Consider the following 15,434-nt stretch of genomic DNA (forward strand, 5'->3'; position numbering starts at 1 on the left):
CGTAGAGTCGAGGACGTCCGGTCGGTCCAGGACCCGGGCGGGAGGTGGCAGAACGTATGAGCGGTGGTACGACCGCGGTCGCGGGACCCGTGGGAGGGCCCGGCCGGACCGGGAACCCGGTACCGGTGCGCCTCGCGTCCGTCTACCTGCCCGCGCCCCTCCCGCGGGAGAGCCGGATCGCCTTCTGGGACCCCGAGGGCGGCCCGCTGCCCACCGACGGCGGGTCCGGCGCGCCCGCCGTGGAGGAGCTGACCGTCGTGCGACGCCACGGAGCGGGAGCCCGCCGCAGGCAGGTGCCCGCGCTGACCCTGTCGGTCGCCGACGCCCTCCCCCTGCTCGTACGGGCCCGGCGCGACCCGGCCGCCCACCCGGCCACCGCCTGCTGGGGCGCCGCCGCGCTGCACGCCCTGCGCCTCGTCGCCCGGGGCCGCCTCCTGCCCGGCCTGACCCCGGCCGGCCACGACGCCTGGCGGGCCGGTCCGCTGGAACCCGACGACATCACCCACCTGCGCGCGGTGGCCGCAGCCCTGCCGCCCGAGGGCCACGCCGTCCCGCTGCCGGAGCCCGGTCCGCTGCGGCTGCCCGAGCCGGAGGCACTGGTCCGCTCCTTCCTGGACGCGGTCGCCGACACCCTGCCCCGCACCCCCGCGGCCGCCCACACCGCCGGCCGCCCCTTCGCCGCCCGGGAGCCCCAGTCCCTGCCGCACGCCCACGACTGGGCCGCGGAGGTCGCCGCCGGCATGGACGCGGGCGTACGGATCTCCCTGCGCCTCGACCTGTCCGCGTACGACGTCTTCGACGCCGGGGCCGCGGAGGGTGCCCGCGCCGCCGGGGCCGCGATCGTCCAGGTGCACAGCCTCGCCGACCCCACCCTGATGACCGACGCGGCCGCCCTGTGGGCCGGTGAGGCGGACGCGGCGTTCGGCCCGCGCGCCCACGTGGACGCCGCCCTCGCCGTACGGCGCGCCGCCCGGGTGTGGCCGCCGCTGCACCGGCTCACCGAACAGGACGTCCCCGACGTCCTCGCCCTGTCGGAGGAGGAACTGGGCGACCTGCTCGGCGTGGCCACCGCGCGGCTCGCCGCCGCCGGGGTGGCCGTGCACTGGCCCCGGGACCTCGCCCGCGACCTCAGCGCCGCCGCCGTGGTGCGCCCGGCGCCCGGCTCGGCGACCGACGGCACCGGGTTCTTCGAGAGCGAGGAGCTGCTGCGGTTCAGCTGGCAGCTCGCGCTCGGCGGGGAACCGCTCAGCGAGGCCGAGATGGACGCGCTCGCCGAGGCCCACCGGCCGGTCGTACGGCTCCGGGACCGCTGGGTACTGGTCGATCCGGCCCTGGTCCGCAAGGCCCGCAAACGCGAACTGGGCCTGCTCGACCCGGTCGACGCGCTGTCCGTGGCCCTCACCGGCACCGCCGAGGTGGACGGCGAGAGCGTCGAGGCCGTCCCCGCCGGCGCGCTGGCCGCCCTGCGCGACCGCCTCACCGCGGGGCTGCACCCGGCCGAACCGCCCGCCGGACTCGACGCCACCCTCCGCGACTACCAGGCGCGCGGTCTGGCCTGGCTCGACCTGATGACCTCCCTCGGCCTCGGCGGCTGCCTCGCCGACGACATGGGCCTCGGCAAGACCGTCACGCTCATCGCCCTGCACCTGAAGCGGGCCCGCACCGAACCGACCCTGGTGGTCTGCCCGGCGTCCCTGCTGGGCAACTGGCAGCGCGAGATCACCCGGTTCGCGCCCGGCGTCCCCGTCCGCCGCTTCCACGGCCCCGACCGCACCCTGGACGGCCTGGCCGGCGGCTTCGTCCTCACCACGTACGGCACGATGCGCTCCACCGCCGAGCGGCTCGCCGGGCAGCCGTGGGGCATGGTCGTCGCCGACGAGGCGCAGCACGTGAAGAACCCCTACTCCGCCACCGCCAAGGCGCTGCGCACCATCCCGGCGCCCGCGCGCGTGGCCCTCACCGGCACCCCGGTGGAGAACAACCTCTCCGAACTGTGGGCCCTGCTCGACTGGACCACCCCCGGTCTCCTCGGCCCGCTGAAGTCCTTCCGCGCCCGGCACGCGCGCGCGGTGGAGAACGGCGAGGACCAGGAGGCGGTGGAGCGGCTGTCCCGGCTGGTCCGCCCCTTCCTGCTGCGCCGCAAGAAGTCCGACCCCGGCATCGTCCCCGAGCTGCCGCCCAAGACCGAGACCGACCACCCGGTGCCGCTCACCCGGGAACAGGCCGCCCTGTACGAGGCGGTGGTGCGCGAGTCCATGCTGGCCATCGAGACGGCGGAGGGCATCGGCCGACGGGGCCTGGTCCTGAAACTGCTCGGCGCGCTGAAGCAGATCTGCGACCACCCCGCGCTGTACCTGAAGGAGGACGCCCGCGCCGACCGGCTGTCCGCCCGCTCCGGCAAACTCGCCCTGCTGGACGAGCTGCTGGACACCGTGCTCGCCGAGGACGGCTCCGCCCTCGTCTTCACCCAGTACGTCGGCATGGCCCGGCTCATCACCGCCCACCTGTCCGCCCGCGCGGTCCCCGTGGACCTGCTGCACGGCGGTACGCCGGTCCCGGAGCGCGAGCGCATGGTCGACCGCTTCCAGGACGGCGCGACGCCGGTACTGGTGCTCTCGCTGAAGGCGGCCGGCACCGGCCTCAACCTCACTCGCGCCGGTCACGTCGTCCACTTCGACCGCTGGTGGAACCCGGCCGTCGAGGAGCAGGCCACCGACCGTGCCTACCGCATCGGTCAGACCCAGCCCGTCCAGGTCCACCGCCTGGTCACCGAGGGCACGGTCGAGGACCGCATCGCCGAGATGCTCGCCTCCAAGCGGGCCCTGGCCGACGCCATCCTCGGCTCCGGTGAGTCCGCCCTGACGGAACTGACGGACCGTGAACTGTCCGACCTGGTCTCCCTGCGGAGGACGTCGTGACGGCCGGGGAGCCCCGCCCTGGGGACGTCGCCCGCGAGGCACTGCGAGCGGCGCGCCGGCGCACCGGGACCACGGGGAACGAGACGGCCCCCGAGCCGGACGGCCCACTGGCCGCCACGGCGCCCGCGTCCGGCACCGGGCCCGGCGCGGAGCGCACCACCCCGGCAGAGCCCCGCCCCGCCGACATCGCGAGGGCGGCCCTGCGAGCCGCGACAGCCGCTCCGCCGACCGCCGAGCACCGCGCCGACGAACGCATGGCGTCCCCCGACGCGCTCCGGTCGTCCGGCGCCCCGGCACCCGCCGGCGGAGTCCGGCCCACTGAGGCGGCCCCACCCGCCGGTGAGCCACGGCCGGGGGCGGCGACTCCACCCTCCCCGGGGCGGTCGCCCGACGCCGACCCACCGTCCGCCCAAGCGACCGCGCCCACCGGCGGCCCCGCGCCCTCGGAGGCGTGCCCGAGCGGCGACGCGCCCCTGGCCGCCGACGAGGCGTCGTCCACCGACGCGGGCCCGCCCGTCGACGGTTCCTCGCCCACCGGCGGGTCTTTGAGCGGTGGCGCGTCCTTGACCGCCGAGGCGGCCTCGCTCCCCGACGCGGGCCCGCCCGTCGAGGCCTCCTCGCAGACCGGCGGGCCCGCGCCCTCCGACGCTTCCTTGACGGGCGACGCGCCCCTGACCGCCGACGGGGCCTCGTCCACCGACGCGGGCCCGCCCGCCGGGGCTTCCTCGCCCACCGGCGGGTCCGTGCCCTCCGACGCCTACCCGCTCACCGACGCTGCCCCGCCCACCGGTGGGACCGGGCCCTGCGACGCGTGCCCGAGCGGCGGCGCGTCCCTGACCGCCGGGGTGGGCTCTTTCCCCGACGAGACCGTGCGCACCGGCGGGTCCGTGGCCTCCGACGCGTCCTCGACCGGCGGCGCGTCCCTCGGCGCCGACGGAGCTTCTTCCAGCGACGCTTCCCCGCTCGTCGGCGCTTCCCCGCCCGCCGACGGGACCCCGTCCCCCGGAGGACGCCCCGGCGACGTCGCGCGGGAGGCGCTGCGGGCGGCCCGGCGGGAGGCGTCGCTGGCCCGGGCGGCGGAAGTGGGCTCGCGCCGTACGGGCCGCGCGTCCGCGAGCCGGGCCTCCGGGCCGTCCCGTCATCCCGCCGGCTCCGGGCAGGGCGGTGACACTCCCCGGACCGCGCGAGCCCAAGCCGTGCAGGACATGCGGCAGTTCCTGAACAGCGCCTTCCGTATGCCCTCCGGGACCGACGGCCCGGACGGCCCGGACAACCCGGAGACAGCGGACACGACGGGGACACCGGAACCCCCGGAATCCGCGGCGGCCGCGGATACCGCGGAGGCCAGGCACGTGCCGCATGGCGCGGGCGTCCCCGGCCGCCCGGACGATCAAGCGGCAGCGCCCCCGCAGGTGCCCGGCACCATGGCCACACCGCACCGGGACTCCGAACTCCGCCGCACCTTCCCGGCGTTCGCGCCCCGCGCCGTCCAGGACGAGGACACCGCGTTCGCCGGGACCTGGTGGGGCAACGCCTGGGTCGACGCGCTGGAGCGGGGCGCGCTGGACGTCAAGCGGCTGGTCCGGGGCCGGGGTTACGCGGACGCGGGCAACGTGGACGCGATCACGGTGACCCCGGGCTCGGTGCTGGCGTACGTGCGCGGGAGCCGCCCGCGGCCGTACCGGGTGCAGGTGCGCCTGCGGACCCTGGACGACGGCGACTGGGAGCGGTTCCTGGACGCGGCCGCGGACCGGCCGGGCCACATCGCGGCGCTGCTCGACAAGGAGCTGCCCGAGTCACTGGCCGACTGCGGTGTGCCCCTGCTGCCCGGCCCCGGCGATCTCGCCCCGCGCTGCAGCTGCCCCGACTCGGGCCACCCCTGCAAGCACGCCGCCGCCCTCTGCTACCAGACGGCGCGCCTGCTCGACGCCGACCCCTTCGTGCTGCTCCTGCTGCGCGGCCGCGGCGAGCGCGAGCTGCTGGACGCGCTGTCCCGCCGCAGCGCCGCCCGGGCGGCCCGCGCCGCCCAGGAAGGGGCACCGCGCTCCCTGCCCGGAGTCCGCGCCACCGACGCCCTCGCCCCGCGCCGGCTGCCCGCGCCGCCGCCGCCGTTGCCGGCGCCGCCGCACCCCGAGCAGCCGCCGGTGTACCCGGCGGCGCCCGGCGGTCCGGACCCGTTCGCGCTGGACCAGCTCGCCACCGACGCCGCCGCCCGCGCGCACGCCCTGCTCACCACCGGACACGACCCGGTCGGTGGTCTCACGCTCTGGCAGGACGCCGTACGGCTCGCCGCGGCCCGACCGGGCTCCGGCCTGACCGCCGCCACCCGCGCCCTCTACGCCACGCTCGCCGCGGCCGTCGGCCGTACCCCGGCCGACCTGGCCCGCGCGGTCGCCGCCTGGCGGCAGGGCGGCCCGGAGGGACTGGCCGTCCTGGAGGAACCGTGGGACCCGCCGGCCGGCCGCTTCGACCGGGCCCGCCCGCTGCTGCTCGCCGCCGATCTCCCGGCGTTCCGGCCCTGGCGCAACCACCTCACCCACCCACGCGGCCACGTTCAGCTCCGCCTGGGCCGCGACGGCCTGTGGTACGCCTACGAGTCGGAGCCGGGCCAGGACGACTGGTGGCCCCGGGGCACCCCCGACCTGGACCCGGTGGGAGCACTGACCGGCCTGGGGCTCCCGGACGACCCGTAGGCCGCGCCCGGGAACTCCGAGGCGCGGCCCGCGAGGTGAGGAGCGGCACTCCGGCCGTCGTGAACGGCAGTACCAGACGGGACGGGTGGGCGGCGTCGCGGCAGACCAGGCGAGTGCCGCGACTCGTCGGTCTCCAGCCACCGCTCGAGCCCGCCGGCCGTCATGCCGACGGCGTCGTCGAACGCGTGCCGGACGTCGTCCTCGGTGCCGCTTTGCCGTGCGGACACCAACGATCGTCACCCCTCACGTCAGCAGGTCTCCTCACTCGCCCAGGTCACCGGAGCGCGCATCCTCAGACCCCGGCGCCCTCCACCCCGTTCGCCTCGCGGGCGCCGGGCACCGCAGCGGCCGCGTCACGCGGCAGGACGCTGGGCCACCAGGCCCGCGGGCCGATGTCGAGCACGAGGGCCGGGACCAGCAGCGAGCGGACCACCAGGGTGTCCAGCAGCACGCCGAAGGCCACGATGAACGCGATCTGCACCAGGAAGGCCAGCGGGATGACCGTCAGGGCGGCGAACGTGGCGGCCAGCACCACCCCGGCCGAGGTGATCACCCCTCCGGTCGTGGTCAGCCCGCGCAGCACACCCTGCCGGTTGCCGTGGACCAGTGCCTCCTCCCGCACCCGGGACATCAGGAAGATGTTGTAGTCGACGCCCAGTGCCACCAGGAACACGAACCCGTACAGCGGCACCGACGCGTCCGCACCGCCGAAGCCGAACACGTGCTTGAAGACGAGCGAGGAAACGCCGAGCGTGGCCAGGAAGTTGAGCGCCACCGTCGCCACCAGCAGCACCGGCACGAGCAGGGAGCGCAGCAGCAGGACGAGGATCAGCAGGATGATCCCCAGCACGACGGGCACGATGACGGTGCGGTCGCGGGCGGAGGTCTGCTGGGTGTCGTACTGCTGGGCCGTGTAGCCGCCGACCAGCGCGTCGGCTCCGGGCACCGCGTGCACCCGGGCGCGCAGCCGCTCGATCGTCCGCTTGGCGGCGTCGCTGTCCGCCGAGGCCTCCAGGGTGGCGTCGATGCGGACCCGCCCGTCCACGACCTTCGGCGCCCCGCCGCCGGGCCGCCCGGACGCCGACACGGCGGCGGCCGACGCCACCCCGTCGGTGCCCTTCGCCGCGGCGGTCACCCGCGCGGCCCGGCCGGCGTCGGCGATGATGACGGCCGGGTTGCCGGACCCGCCGGGGAAGTGCTCGCCGAGCGTCTTCTGGGCGGCGACCGACGGGGCGTCGTTCACGAAGATCTCGTCGAGGGGCACGCCCTTCGCCGACAGCGAGGGGGAGAAGGCCGCGAGCACGGCGAGGCCGAGAGCGGTCACCACCCAGACCGCGCGCGGGCGGGCACCCACCTTGCCGGCGACGCGGTGCCACACCCCGTGCCCCTCCACGGACGCGTCCGACTCGCGCGGCCGGGACGGCCAGTAGGCGACGCGGCCCAGCAGCGCCAGCACGGCCGGCAGGAACGTGAGCGCGGAGAGCACGGCGCAGACGATGCCGATGGCGCCGACCGGCCCGAGGGCGCGGTTGTTGGTGAGGTCGCTGGCCAGCAGCGCCAGCAGCGCGAGCGCCACGGTGGCGGCGCTGGCGGTGATCGCGCCGAACGACCTGCGCACCGCCGCCACCGCGGCCGCGGCACGGTCCTGGCCCGTCGCCAGCTCCTCGCGGAACCGCGCGGCCAGCAGCAGCGCGTAGTCGGTGGCGGCGCCGATCACGAGGATGGAGAGGATGCCCTGCACCTGCCCGTCCACCCGGACCACGCCGTGGTCGGCCAGCACGTAGACGACCGCGCACGCGAGTCCGAGGGCGAACACCGCGCCGAGGATGATCACGAAGGGCAGCAGGACGCTGCGGTAGACCAGGAGCAGGATCAGCAGCACGGCGCCGAGCGCCACGCCCAGCAGCAGCCCGTCGATGCCCGCGAAGGCGTCCCCCAGGTCGGCCTGGCTCGCCGCCGGGCCCGCGATCTCCGCCGTCGTGCCCGGCACGCTCCGCGCCGCCCCGCGCACGTCGTCCAGCACGTCGGGCAGCCGGTCGCCCAGGTCCGGCCGCAGCTGGACGACGGCCTGCAACGCCTTTCCGTCCGCGGAGGGCAGCGCGGGCGACGGCGCGCCGACGATGCCGGTCCGTCCGGCGAGCGCCGCCACGGCCCGGGTGGCGGTCGCGCGCCGGTCCTCCGTGATCCGGTTCCCGTCAGCCGTCCAGACGACGATCGCGGGCAGGGTCTCCGCCTCGTCGAACGCCTCGCGGGCCTTGAGCACCTTGGTCGACTCCGCGCTCTGCGGCAGGAAGGCGGACTGGTCGTTCGTGGCGACCTCGCCCAGCTTCCCGGCGTAGGGCCCGAGCGTTCCGCCCACGCCGAGCCAGACGAACAGCAGGACGAGCGGCACGAGCCAACGGGTCCAGCCGGGTGTCGCTCTCATGCGTCTCCTCGAAATCATCGGTGTGACCAATTGAGTCAGTCGTAAAGTATCTCAATGATCGAGTAATCATATACTGGGGCGATGTACGGGACCGAACACGCCTCGCCGTCTCTTCCGGGGGACGACCCCACGGGGTTGCAGTCCTTCGCGGTCCTTCTGCGCCGGCTCAACGGCGAGTTCAACCGCGTCGCCCACGAGTTCGCCCAGACCCAGGGTCTCCACCTCACCGACGTCCAGGCCCTCGTGGCGATTCTGGACGCCGATCCCGAGGAAGGCCCGATGACGCCCGGGCGGCTGCGCAGGCGGCTCGACCTCACCTCCGGCGCCATGACCGCCTGCCTGGACCGTCTGGAGCGGGCCGGGCACATCCGGCGCGTCCGCGCGGCCGACGACCGCCGCGTCGTCCATCTGCACTACGCGGAGGCGGCCAGAGGCGTCGCCCGGGACTTCTTCCAGCCCCTGGCCCGCGGCACCGAGGCCGCGCGGCAGCGCTTCAGCCCGGCGGAGCTGGGCGTGGTCGCCCGCTTCCTCGAGGAGATGAACCGGGAACTCGCCCTCCTGCGCAGCGGTCCCGACTCCCGCGCGCACGGCCGGTGACCCGCGCGGGCGCACGACGACGAGCCCGGCGGGCACGGCATGCGGGGCTTGCGGGACTTTCGAGCGGTCGGATCGCGGGGGCCGGCGAGGACCGAGCGGCCCGGACCCGGGAGGGCGCTCGCGCGGCCCCCCTGCGGGGCCGTTCGCCGGCGGGCGGGACTCGGGTTCGGCGCTGAGCGGAGGCCGGGAGCCCGGCCCGCGCGTCTCCGGATACCCCGCGCTGACGTAGCCCTGTCCGACGCCCGTGCCGCCGTACGGGTGGATCGGCAGCCGCGAGCCATCACGCCACCGTGCCGCGCAGGGCCGAGCGATCACCACCGGACGGGAGGGCAAGGCGGTTCCGCACGTCCTCACGCCCGTGGGCGCCGCCCTGCTGGAGGCGACCGGTCACGTCGGCCAGGCGCGGAACAGGCGCGGAACAGGTGCGGTCACCCCGCCAACCGCCCGGTTCGCGAGGTCTTTCACCTGATCCGCCCGATTCCCGGCATCCGGCCGGCCCGGCACCGCCGGTTCCGCCCATCACCCGTCTGCCGTACCTGGGCGTCGGTCACGGCTCTCGCCTCGTAAGGCCGGCCGACGCCTGCTGCGTGTCCGCGCCGGAGCTGACGCGCCGCTGGGTCCGCTGAGGGCCGTGCCAGTCCAGGCACACCGCGGTGGCGTCGTCCTCGAGACGTCCGCCGGCTGCCTCCAGGACCGCCGACGTCAGCGTCAGCGCGGTCTCCCGCGGGTGCAGGCCCTGAGTCCGCTCCAGCAGGGCGAGCAGGTCGATCTTCTCCCCGTGACGTTCCAGCATGCCGTCGGTCATCATGAGCAGGCGGTCACCGGGGCGGAGGTCGATGTCCTGCACGCGGTAGGGATGCGGCACGCGCACGGACAGACCGAAGGGATGGTCCACCTCGCAGATGAGCTCCTCCGCGATCCCCCCGCGCAGTCGCAGAGGCCAGGGGTGACCGGCGTTGACGAGCCGGGCCTGCCCGGTGTGAAGGCCGATGCGCAGCAACTGCCCGGTGGCGTGGCCCCGACCGCGGTCGGCCAGCGCCTGGTCGGCCTTGTGGGCCTGCTCAACCAGGTCGGCTCCGGCGCGGCGGGCTCCGCGCAGGGCGCCTACGAGGACCGTGGCGGCCAGCGCGGCGTCTATGTCGTGGCCCATGGGGTCGGTCACCGACAGGTGCAGCGTGTCGCGGTCCAGGGTGTAGTCGAAGGTGTCGCCGCTGAGGTTCTCGGAGGGCTCCAGATGCCCGCAGAGCGTGAACTGCGCGGCCTCGCACGACAGTGACGGGGGCAGCAGCTGGTACTGGATCTCTGCCGCCAGGGTGGGGGGCCGGGAGCGCTTGCCCCAGGTGAAGAGGTCGGTGAAGCGCCCGTTGGCTATGACCACGTAGGCCAGGGCGTGGGCGGCTTCGCCGACCGCGTCGAGGACGTCCTCGTCGGGAGCGGTCGGCAGGAGCAGCTCCAGCAGCCCGATGGCGTCACCCCGATTGGTGACCGGCACGATCACCCGCTGCCCCTGAGCGGTCGCTTCCTGATACAACCGCTGCGTGCGGACGACCTGCTCGTAGACGCTTCCGGACAAGGGGATCCGCTCTGTTTCCCGCCCGCTCTTCATCGGCGTGGCGGTGGACAACCGTGCCACCGCCCTTCCCGTCAGGTCGACGATGAGGAAGGAGACCCGCGCGGCCTGGAACCGCCGCCGCAGGTCCTGCGCGATCACGTCTACGGCGTCCACGGGCGCCGCTGTCTCCACGGCTGTCAGCAACCGGGGCAGCTCACTCTGTCCACCACTCACGGCCGCGGCCCCTTTCACCCCCCCACCAGCTTGCGAACCGCCGCGGCGAGCGTCAATCCGTGGCGACTTCTGCGGCGGCTGCGGACGGCACCGGGGCGGCGGGTGGTCGAGGTGACAGACCCTGCCCCGCCGTCCGACGGCGGACCCGGTCACCGGTCGGCCGTGCACGACCAGAGACGGGCGCACGACGGGGACGCGGGTTTCGCTCCTGACCGGATTGGCCCCGGGCGGCGGTGGAGTGATCTTCTCTGGATGGGTAGAACACAAGTAGCGGGCGTGAATCAGCCGCTTCGGGTGTGCCGCACCGGCCCGCCACGCCTGGGTCGCCGGGGATCGCCGGCGGAGGGATACCGCGGTTGTCCCGTCTCCGGGTCCGATGGTGAGCGTCCGGCCCTTCCGCGCCCGCGCCGGTCTGAAGAGGCACGCAATGGATCCATGGCTGATGTGGTTGATCGTCGCAGCCGTTCTGGCTGTGGCGGAGATCTTCACACTGACCGCCGCGCTCGGAATGCTGAGTGCGGCCGCGTTGGTAACGGCGGGTTCTGCCGCGATCGGGCTGCCGCTGCCCTTCCAGTTCCTGGTGTTCACCGTCGTCACGGCGGGCACCGTGCTGTTCTTGCGGCCCATCGCGCTGCACCATCTGCGCCAGCCCCAAGCCGCACGGTTCGGCGTGGACGCCCTGGTCGGCAGGGCTGCCTACGTCGTCGCGGAGGTGACGGGACGGGGCGGCAGGGTCCGCATAGACGGCGATGAGTGGACGGCGCGCGCCTACGACGAGACGCTGGTGATCCCTGTCGGAAAAACCGTCGACGTCATGGAGATCAGCGGTGCGACCGCGATTGTCTACCCCCGGGACTGAGACCATGGAAACCTCGGCGCTCTTGATTTCCGGCCTGATTCTCGCTCTGTTCGTGGTCTTCACGGTGGTGCGGGCGGTTCGCATAGTGCCTCAGGCGCGTGCACGTAACGTCGAGCGACTGGGCCGCTACCTCCGGACCCTGAATCCCGGCCTCAACTTCGTCATCCCGTACATCGACCGCGTTCGCCCGCTGATCGACCTGCGGGAACAGGTTGTCTCCTTCAAGCCGCAGCCCGTCATCACCGAGGACAATCTGGTCGTCGAGATCGACACCGTTCTTTATTTCCAGGTGACCGATCCGCGTGCGGCTTTCTACGAGATCGCGAATTTCCTTCAGGCGGTCGAGCAGCTCACCGTCACCACACTGCGCAACGTGGTGGGATCCATGGACCTGGAAAAGACGCTCACCTCCCGGGACACCATCAACAGCCAGCTGCGCGGCGTGCTGGACGAGGCCACCGGCAAGTGGGGGTTGAGGGTCAACCGGGTGGAGATCAAGGCCATCGACCCTCCGCAGACCATCAAGGACGCGATGCAGAAGCAGATGCGAGCCGAGCGGGACAAGCGCGCCGCGATTCTCGGCGCCGAGGGGCAACGCCAGTCACAGATCCTCACCGCCGAGGGCGACAAGCAGGCGGCCGTCCTGCGCGCGGAGGGCAACCGTACCGCCGTGATCCTCCAGGCCGAAGGGCAGTCACGGGCCATCGACGAGGTGTTCCAGGCCGTCCATCGCAACGACCCGGACCCCAAGCTGCTCGCCTACCAGTACCTCCAGGCGCTGCCCCAACTCGCGCAAGGCTCGGGAAACAACTTCTGGGTCATCCCCAGTGAGATCACCTCCGCACTGCAGGGCGTGTCCCGCGCCTTCAGCGAGGTGCTGCCCCAGTCTCCGGCAACTCGCGAAAAGCCCACGGACGACATGGCCGCCCAGGCCGCCGACGACACGGCACAGGCTGCGGAAGCCGCTGCCGAGGCCCTCGCCGACGCCGCCAGGGCCGATCGCGGCACCCTCGACCGCCGCCTCCCCGAGCCGCCGCGCTGACAGCCGGGCACGTCGGCCGGACTTCGCCGGTGCCCGTACCCGACGTCCCCGGACGCGACCCGTGCTCAGCGGGCGAAACGGCGACGTGACCGGGTTGCCGGCCCACGTGATGCGGCCGGGGGGGGGGAGTTGAGGGCGTTGGGAGCGGCGTCGAGGCGGGCAAGTGTGCGGGGTCAGCCCCATCGAGCGTTCCTCGCAAGGAGGGCGAGACCGACGCGCAATCGTGCAATGCCTCGAACGCTACGCTGCTTGGGAGGTCTTCCACTGGTCGGGCCCACACAGCCACAGCCCCCGTCACAGGGGCAGTCGTGAGAGATGAGAGGGTCTGACGGGTGAGCGAGACACCACCGAACACCCTGCAATACCGCTTTGACGGGCCGGAAGAGGCTCCCGTCCTGATCCTGGGTCCCTCCCTGGGTACCACATGGCACATGTGGGACCGGCAGATCCCCGAGCTGACGAAGCAGTGGCGGGTCTTCCGGTTCGACCTGCCGGGCCACGGCGGCGCCCCCGCCCACCCGGTCCCCTCCGTCGGCGAACTGGCGGCCCGGCTGCTGGCCACGCTGGACGCGGTCGGCGTACAGCGCTTCGGCTACGCGGGCTGCGCCCTCGGCGGCGCGGTCGGCCTCGAACTCGCCCTGCGCCACCCCGAGCGTCTCACCTCACTCGCGCTCGTCGCCGCCTCGCCCCGGTTCGGCACCGCCGACGAGTTCCGCCAGCGGGGGGTGATCGTCCGCACCAACGGGCTCGACCCGATCGCCCGGACCTCTCCGGACCGCTGGTTCACCGGCGGGTTCGCCGCCGCCCAGCCCGCGATCACCGAGTGGGCCGTGCAGATGGTGCGCACCACCGACCCGGGCTGCTACATCGCCGCCTGCGAGGCCCTGGCCGGCTTCGACGTGCGGCCCGAACTGGGCCGGGTCGGCGTGCCGACGCTGGTGCTGGTCGGCTCCGACGACCAGGTCACCGGCCCCGCCGAGGCCCGCACCCTGGTGGCCGGCATCCCGGACGCCCGCCTCGCGGTCGTCCCCGGCGCCTCCCACCTGGTCCCGGTCGAGCAGCCCGCCGCCGTCACCGACCTGCTGGTCCGCCACTTCTCCACCGCCTGGCAGCAGCCCTACGACACCGGCCAGACCGCCCTGCCGGCCGCCCCGGTCCACCCGGCCGTCGCCGCGCCGCCGCAGGTGGTCCCCGTCGCCGAGATCGCCCCCATCGTGCCGGCGCAGCCGCTCGGGCCGCCCGACCGGTACCAGAGCGGGCTGAAGGTCCGCCGGGAGGTGCTGGGCGACGCGCACGTCGACCAGGAGCTCGCACAGGCCGACGAGTTCTCCGGGGACTTCCAGGAGTTCATGACCCGCTACGCCTGGGGCGAGATCTGGGACCGGCCCGGACTGGACCGCCGCACCCGGAGCTGCGTGACACTCACCGCGCTGATCGCCGGCGGCCACCTGGAGGACCTGGCCCTCCACGTCCGCGCCGCCCTGCGCAACGGACTCACCCCCGACGAGATCAGGGAGGTACTGCTCCAGACGGCCGTGTACTGCGGGGTGCCGGCGGCGAGCCGGGCGTTCCGGGTGGCCCAGCAGGTCGTCCGGGAGGAGACCACGCCCGCCGAATGAGCCCCCGGCCGTCGCGCGCGGCAGGATGGGGAGTCATGAGGCTCACCAAGAAGACCCACGCCTGCGTCCGCCTCGAGAAGGACGGGCGGGCCCTCGTCATCGACCCGGGCGGGTTCAGCGAGCAGGACGCGGCGGCCGGGGCCGACGCGATCCTGGTGACGCACGAGCACCCGGACCACTTCGACGAGAGCCGGCTGCGGGCCGCGCTGGAGGCCCGCCCCGGCGCCGAGATCTGGACCCTGAAGTCGGTCGCCGACCGGCTCTCGGCGGCCTGGCCGGGCCGGGTGCACACCGTCGGCCACGGCGACACCTTCACCGCGGCCGGCTTCGACGTGCAGGTCCACGGTGAGCTGCACGCGGTGATCCACCCGGACATCCCGCGCGTCACCAACGTCGGCTACCTGATCGACGGCGGCCGGGTCTTTCACCCGGGAGACGCGCTCACCGTCCCCGGGCAGCCGGTCGAGACCCTGATGGTCCCGGTGATGGCCCCCTGGAACAAGATCTCCGAGGTCATCGACTACATCCGTGAGGTGGGGCCGCGGCGTGCCCTCGACGTCCACGACGCCCTGCTCGCCGACCTCGCCCGCCCGATCTACGACGGCCACATCGGACGCCTGGGCGGCACGGACCACCAGCGGCTCGCCCCGGGAGCGTCGGCCGAACTGTGAGCGGGGCCGGTTGTCACACCCGGCGGGTAGGTTGTGGGACATGCGTATCGCCACCTGGAACGTGAACTCGATCACCGCGCGCCTGCCGCGACTGCTCGCCTGGCTGGAGAGCAGCGGCACCGACGTGCTCTGCCTCCAGGAGGCGAAGATCGCCGAGGCGCAGTTCCCGTTCGAGCCGCTGCGCGAGCTGGGCTACGAGGCGGCGGTCCACGCCACCGGCCGGTGGAACGGCGTGGCGGTGCTCTCCCGCGTCGGCATCGAGGACGTGGTGAAGGGCCTGCCCGGCGACCCGGGCTACGACGGCGTGACCGAGCCGCGCGCCCTGGCGGCGACCTGCGGCCCGGTCCGCGTCTGGTCGGTGTACGTGCCCAACGGCCGCGAGGTGGAGCACCCGCACTACGCCTACAAGCTCCAGTGGTTCGAGGCCCTGCGGGCCGCCGTCGCCGGTGACGCCGCGGGCAGCCGCCCCTTCGCGGTGCTCGGCGACTACAACGTGGCGCCCACCGACGAGGACGTCTACGACCGGGCCGCCTTCGAGGGCGCCACCCATGTCACCCCGGCCGAGCGCGCCGCCCTCGCCTCGCTGCGCGGGGCGGGCCTCGCGGACGTCGTCCCGCGGCCCCTGAAGTACGACCACCCCTTCACGTACTGGGACTACCGCCAGCTCTGCTTCCCCAAGAACCGCGGCATGCGCATCGACCTCGTCTACGGCAACCAGCCGTTCGCGGGGGCCGTGAAGGACGCCTACGTGGACCGCGAGGAGCGCAAGGGCAAGGGCGCGTCCGACCACGCGCCGGTGGTGGTCGACCTGGACGTGTGATGCC

At 74.3% G+C, this 15,434-nt stretch carries 10 protein-coding genes; 8 read left to right on the forward strand and 2 right to left on the reverse strand.

Features of this window, described 5'->3' with window-relative positions:
* Window positions 1–56: 56 nt before the first annotated feature.
* The gene (locus ACWCPN_RS32750) at window positions 57–2,918 is read left to right on the forward strand and encodes an SNF2-related protein (protein WP_451213755.1); all 2,862 of its coding nucleotides are present in this window, start codon (window positions 57–59) and stop codon (window positions 2,916–2,918) included.
* A complete protein-coding gene (locus ACWCPN_RS32755; RefSeq protein ID WP_451213758.1) occupies window positions 2,915–5,611 on the forward strand; it encodes an SWIM zinc finger family protein in 2,697 nt (898 codons plus the stop codon). Before ACWCPN_RS32750 ends, ACWCPN_RS32755 begins: the two co-directional genes overlap by 4 nt.
* Window positions 5,612–5,903: 292 nt before the next feature.
* Here the strand turns inward: ACWCPN_RS32755 and ACWCPN_RS32760 are convergent, their stop codons facing one another.
* The gene (locus ACWCPN_RS32760; protein ID WP_451213760.1) at window positions 5,904–8,036 is read right to left on the reverse strand and encodes an MMPL family transporter; all 2,133 of its coding nucleotides are present in this window, start codon (window positions 8,034–8,036) and stop codon (window positions 5,904–5,906) included.
* An 81-nt stretch (window positions 8,037–8,117) separates the two neighbouring features.
* On the opposite strand from ACWCPN_RS32760, the gene ACWCPN_RS32765 reads away from it, so the two are divergent.
* Window positions 8,118–8,633: a MarR family winged helix-turn-helix transcriptional regulator gene (locus ACWCPN_RS32765; protein WP_199212636.1), complete on the forward strand. Its 516-nt coding sequence runs from the start codon at window positions 8,118–8,120 to the stop codon at window positions 8,631–8,633.
* Window positions 8,634–9,180: 547 nt separating this feature from the next.
* On the opposite strand, the gene ACWCPN_RS32770 is transcribed toward ACWCPN_RS32765, so the two are convergent.
* Entirely contained in the window at window positions 9,181–10,419 is a 1,239-nt protein-coding gene (locus tag ACWCPN_RS32770) for a PP2C family protein-serine/threonine phosphatase (RefSeq protein WP_451213763.1), read from the reverse strand.
* Between the two features lie 427 nt (window positions 10,420–10,846).
* Between ACWCPN_RS32770 and ACWCPN_RS32775 the strand changes: the two genes are divergently transcribed.
* The 5 genes from ACWCPN_RS32775 (at window position 10,847) to ACWCPN_RS32795 (ending at window position 15,430) form a co-directional block, all read left to right on the forward strand.
* Window positions 10,847–11,278 (forward strand): NfeD family protein, encoded by a 432-nt coding sequence (locus ACWCPN_RS32775; protein WP_451213766.1) that lies wholly within the window; start codon window positions 10,847–10,849, stop codon window positions 11,276–11,278.
* 4 nt (window positions 11,279–11,282) lie between these two features.
* On the forward strand, window positions 11,283–12,320 hold the full coding sequence (locus ACWCPN_RS32780; RefSeq protein ID WP_451213769.1) for an SPFH domain-containing protein: 1,038 nt from the start codon (window positions 11,283–11,285) through the stop codon (window positions 12,318–12,320).
* A 332-nt stretch (window positions 12,321–12,652) separates the two neighbouring features.
* Window positions 12,653–13,939, forward strand: coding sequence for a bifunctional 3-oxoadipate enol-lactonase/4-carboxymuconolactone decarboxylase PcaDC (gene pcaDC / locus ACWCPN_RS32785; protein WP_451213772.1), 1,287 nt, complete (start codon window positions 12,653–12,655; stop codon window positions 13,937–13,939).
* Window positions 13,940–13,974: 35 nt separating this feature from the next.
* Window positions 13,975–14,610, forward strand: a complete 636-nt coding sequence (locus tag ACWCPN_RS32790; protein WP_451213775.1) for an MBL fold metallo-hydrolase — start codon at window positions 13,975–13,977, stop codon at window positions 14,608–14,610.
* A 40-nt stretch (window positions 14,611–14,650) separates the two neighbouring features.
* A complete protein-coding gene (locus ACWCPN_RS32795; RefSeq protein ID WP_199212647.1) occupies window positions 14,651–15,430 on the forward strand; it encodes an exodeoxyribonuclease III in 780 nt (259 codons plus the stop codon).
* Window positions 15,431–15,434: the final 4 nt, after the last annotated feature.

The organism is Streptomyces sp. NPDC002386 (genome assembly GCF_053593175.1).

Excerpts from the sequence above, each read along its gene's own strand:
- ACWCPN_RS32750 (WP_451213755.1), top strand. The coding sequence starts at position 57 with ATGAGCGGTGGTACGACCGCGGTCGCGGGACCCGTGGGAGGGCCCGGC.
- ACWCPN_RS32760 (WP_451213760.1), bottom strand. The coding sequence starts at position 8,036 with ATGAGAGCGACACCCGGCTGGACCCGTTGGCTCGTGCCGCTCGTCCTG.
- ACWCPN_RS32765 (WP_199212636.1), top strand. The coding sequence starts at position 8,118 with ATGTACGGGACCGAACACGCCTCGCCGTCTCTTCCGGGGGACGACCCC.
- ACWCPN_RS32775 (WP_451213766.1), top strand. The coding sequence starts at position 10,847 with ATGGATCCATGGCTGATGTGGTTGATCGTCGCAGCCGTTCTGGCTGTG.
- ACWCPN_RS32780 (WP_451213769.1), top strand. The coding sequence starts at position 11,283 with ATGGAAACCTCGGCGCTCTTGATTTCCGGCCTGATTCTCGCTCTGTTC.
- ACWCPN_RS32790 (WP_451213775.1), top strand. The coding sequence starts at position 13,975 with ATGAGGCTCACCAAGAAGACCCACGCCTGCGTCCGCCTCGAGAAGGAC.
- ACWCPN_RS32795 (WP_199212647.1), top strand. The coding sequence starts at position 14,651 with ATGCGTATCGCCACCTGGAACGTGAACTCGATCACCGCGCGCCTGCCG.